Below are 4,216 nucleotides of genomic sequence, written 5' to 3'. Positions count from 1 at the left end.
CACGTCAGCGCGGCTTCCGGCAGTCCGCTCACGGCCGCGCTGGTCAACTTCACCGCCGGAACGTCCGGGCGGCCCGGACACGCGCGAGCCGGAACTGATCACGCACCGGGCCTACAACGGCACCGATGACGGCGCCTACGACGCCTACGACGGGCCCGGCCTCGACGACTACGACGCCGACGGCTACGACCCCGACGGCCGCGCCGAACAGCGGGTCAACGAGCCCGGGCTCGACGACGACCCGCCGCGGGGCAAGAAGAAGGGCAAGGCCGCCCTCAGCCCCGCCCAGCGCAGGAAGCGCCGCTGGAAGATCATCCGGCGCAGCCTGTACGCGTTCGTCGGGATCTTCATGGTGCTGCCCGCCGCCGCGTTCGCGATCACCTACTTCCTGGTCGAGGTCCCCGCGCCCGAGGACGTCGCGGAGGACCAGGCCAAGGTGGTCACCTACTACTACGCCGACGGCCAGACCGAGATGGGCCGCGACATCCCCCAGGACGGCGGCAACCGCATCCTGCTCGACTACAACCAGATTCCCGACGAGATGCGGTACGCGGCCTACGCCGCCGAGGACGCCACCTTCGAGACCAACCCCGGTTTCGACATCACCGGCATCCTCCGCGCCGCGTACAACCAGGTCACCGGCGGGGTCGGCGGTGGTTCCACCATCACCCAGCAGTACATCAAGGTCGCCACGGAGAACGACGAGTACTCGCTGACGCGCAAGTGGACCGAGATCGCCAAGGCGTTCAAGATGAACAACGAGCAGTCCAAGCAGGAGGTCATCACCGCCTACCTCAACACCATCTACTTCGGCCGTGGCGCGTACGGCATCCAGACCGCCGCCCAGTCGTTCTTCGGCAAGGACGCCCAGGAACTGAACGCGTCCGAGTCCGCGATGCTCGCCGGGCTGATCCAGCAGCCCGGACGCTCGGAGAACCTCGACGTCGTCAAGCAGCGCTGGAACTACGTCCTCGATCAGATGGTGGCCAACAACTGGCTCTCCCAGACGGACCGCCAGGCCGCCGAGTTCCCGGACATCATCCCGCTGGAGCAGTCGAAACCGGACACCATCAGCGGCCCCGAGCGCTTCATCCAGCAGCGGGTGAAGGCCGAACTGGCGGCGAAGGGCTATCCGGAGGAAAAGCTCCACGCCAGCGGCTACAAGGTCTACCTCACCATTGACGAGCGGGCGCAGAAGCTCGCCCGTCAGGCCGTCACCGAGGTCATGGACGGTCAGCCGGAGAAGCTGAACGAGGCGCTCGTGGCCGTCGACCCGGACACCGGCGCCGTGCGCGCGTACTACGGAGGTCCCTACGAACCGGGGGTCAACGAGTACGACTGGGCCAGCGCCCAGCGCAACCCCGGTTCGTCGTTCAAGCCGTTCGACCTGGTGGCGCTGCTGCGCAAGGGCAAGGGACTCGGCGAGGTCTACGACGGCAGTTCACCGAGGACGTTCGGTGACGTCGAGGTGTACAACTCGGAGAACACCCAGTGCCCGGAGTGCACCGTCGCCGAGGCGATGGAGCGCTCCATCAACACCGTGTTCTACGACATGGTCCTCAACGACGTGGGCCCGAAGGCCGTGGCCGACGCCGCCCGCGACGCGGGCATTCCCGAGAAGGGCTCCGGCGTCAACAGCCGCGAGACCATGCCCGCCCCGGACGGCAACATCTCCATCGGCGGTGGCGGCAACGTGGTCTCACCCACCCACATGGCATCGGCCTACGCCACCTTCGCCTCGGGTGGCATACGGCACGACACGCACTTCGTGGCCAAGGTGACCACCTCCGACGGGGAGGTCGTTTTCGACGAGACCTCGGACGTCGCCACGGAAGGCGAACCCGCCTTCTCCAGCGACCCGGAGAAGAGCAAGCAGATCGCGGGCAACGTCACCAAGTCGCTCGAACCGGTGCTCACGCGGTCGAACCTGACGTGCGCGGACGAGCGCGACTGTGCGGGCAAGACCGGTACCCACCAGTACGACGACGGCAGCGGAGCGAAGATCAACGAGAACTCCGAGGCGTGGATGGTGGGGTACAACCCGCAGATCTCGACCGCGGTGTGGGTCGGTACCGGCGGCAACGAACCCATCCGCACCGCCGCGGGCGCCCAGATCTACGGCAGCGGCCTGCCCGGCGAGATCTGGAAGAAGTTCATGGACTCCTATCTGCAGGGCAAGCCCCGCGAGAGCTTCGAGGAGGTCGAACCGATCGGGGCGCCGCCCAGCACGGCCCCGCCGGTGACCGACGACGCCACCCCCTCGGAAGAGACCGAGGAGACCTCCGAAACCGAGGAGACCTCCGAGACCACCGAAACCTCGGACACCAGTCAGACCGAAAGCAGCTCCCCCGAGGACAGCGACGACATGAGCATCCCGTCGGAGCCGGACCGGCCCGGCTGGCCGTGGGAGAACGACGACGAGGAGGACCAAGGCGACGGCAACGGTGACGAGCCCGGTAACGGCAACGGCAACGGCAACGGCAACGGCAACAACGTGCGTGGCACGGAGGAGCCGACGAGCTGACACCGGGACCGGGCCCGACGTCACCGAGCTGACACCGGGCCCGGTCGGCGCTCCTGTGCTCACCGCCGCGCACGCCGACAGGCGCGGGACGTAACATTCGCGCTGTGTCCGGCGATAATCACGACCCGCGCGCGGCGGTGACCCCCGACACCGCGTCGCTGGACGCGACCCGGCGCACGGTACCGACGTGGACCGAACCGCTCGCCGATGCGGCCAGTGGCCCGGTCGGCGGCCCGCTCGGCACGCACGCCGTGCTCGGCAGGCACTGGTTCTGGACCCCGCTGCGGGTGTGTCTGCTGCTGGCCGTGCTGGCCCTGACGGCGGGCTGGTTCGGCAAGGCGGCGTGTATCCAGCAGTACGCCACCGACGACGGCTCCCTCGCGCTGGACTGGCGCTCGGACCGGCAGTACGTCGCGATGTGCTACTCGGACATCGTCCCGCTCTACACCGCCGAGCGACTGGACAAGCCGGACACGTTCCCGTATGCGACGAGCTGGGTGGAGGACGCGGGCACCGCGCACGAGCAGGTGCGCTACATGGAGTATCCCGTGCTGACGGGACTGTTCCAGTGGGTCAACGCGAAACTCACCCACGGATGGACCGGCGCCGCCGAGGCCGGCTGGCTGCCGGGCGCCCTGCCGGTGGCGGTGTACTTCAACATCACGGCGTTCTTCCTGGCGTGCGCGTGGCTGGTGACGGTGTGGGCGGTCGCCAGAACGGCACGGCGCCGGATCTGGGACGCCGCGCTCGTGGCGATCTCGCCCCTGGCCGTGGTTCACGCCTTCACCAACTTCGACACGCTCGCCACGGCCGCCGCCGCGGGCGCGCTGCTTGCCTGGTCACGACGGCGGCCCGCGCTCGCAGGAGCGCTGCTCGGCGTCGGCGCGGCGGCGAAGATGTACCCGCTGTTGCTGCTCGGCCCCCTGCTCGTGGTGTGCCTGCGGGCGGGGCGGCTGCGCGCGTGGGGGAAGACCGCGCTGGCCGCCGCGGGCGCGTGGGGCGTGCTGAACCTGCCGTTCATGGTGTTCCTGCGCGAGGGGTGGTCGGAGTTCTTCCGCCTCAACACCGAGCGCGACATGGACCCGGACTCGCTCTACAACGTGATCTCGCACTTCACCGGCTGGGCCGGGTTCGACGGTCCCCTCGGCCCCGGGCAGGCACCGAGCTGGCTGAACACGGTCAGTGGTGCGCTGTTCCTCGCGCTGTGCGCCGCGGTGGCCTACGTCGGGCTCACCGCGCCGACCCGACCACGGCTGGCGCCGCTGTGCTTCCTCGTGGTGGCGGCGTTCCTGCTGACGAACAAGGTGTGGAGCCCGCAGTACTCCCTGTGGCTCGTGCCCCTCGCCGTGCTGGCCGTTCCCCGGTGGCGCGCCCTGCTCGCCTGGATGGTGATCGACGCGCTGGTGTGGGTGCCCCGGATGTACTACTACCTCGGAGTGGACGACAAGGGGCTGCCCGCCGACTGGTTCCTCGGCACGGTCGTGGTCCGCGATCTCGCCGTGGTGGTGCTGTGCGTGCTCGTGCTGCGCGACATCTACCGGCCCTCGGCAGACCCCGTCCGCGCGATGGGGGACGACGACCCCGCCGGAGGTGTTCTCGACCGGGCTCCCGACGCGCTGGTGCTGCCCCCGTTCCGTCCGGGTGCGCGCGCCCGGCGCCGCTGACCCGCCGGGCCACGCGCACCCGGACGTG

Annotated in this window: 2 protein-coding genes; both read left to right on the top strand. The window is 69.5% G+C overall.

Annotation, left to right across the window (positions count from 1 at the left end; all coding sequences use genetic code 11):
• The first annotated feature begins 94 nt into the window (after positions 1–94).
• On the top strand, positions 95–2,524 hold the full coding sequence (locus SACSA_RS20880) for a transglycosylase domain-containing protein (RefSeq protein WP_083940107.1): 2,430 nt from the start codon (positions 95–97) through the stop codon (positions 2,522–2,524).
• A gap of 104 nt (positions 2,525–2,628) precedes the next feature.
• On the top strand, positions 2,629–4,188 hold the full coding sequence (locus tag SACSA_RS0100680; protein ID WP_019812684.1) for a glycosyltransferase family 87 protein: 1,560 nt from the start codon (positions 2,629–2,631) through the stop codon (positions 4,186–4,188).
• Positions 4,189–4,216 lie beyond the last annotated feature (28 nt).

This window comes from Saccharomonospora saliphila YIM 90502 (assembly GCF_000383795.1).
GTDB lineage: Bacteria > Actinomycetota > Actinomycetes > Mycobacteriales > Pseudonocardiaceae > Saccharomonospora > Saccharomonospora saliphila.
Note: the sequence above shows the minus strand (reverse complement) of the source record. Positions and strands in the feature narration are given on the sequence as shown.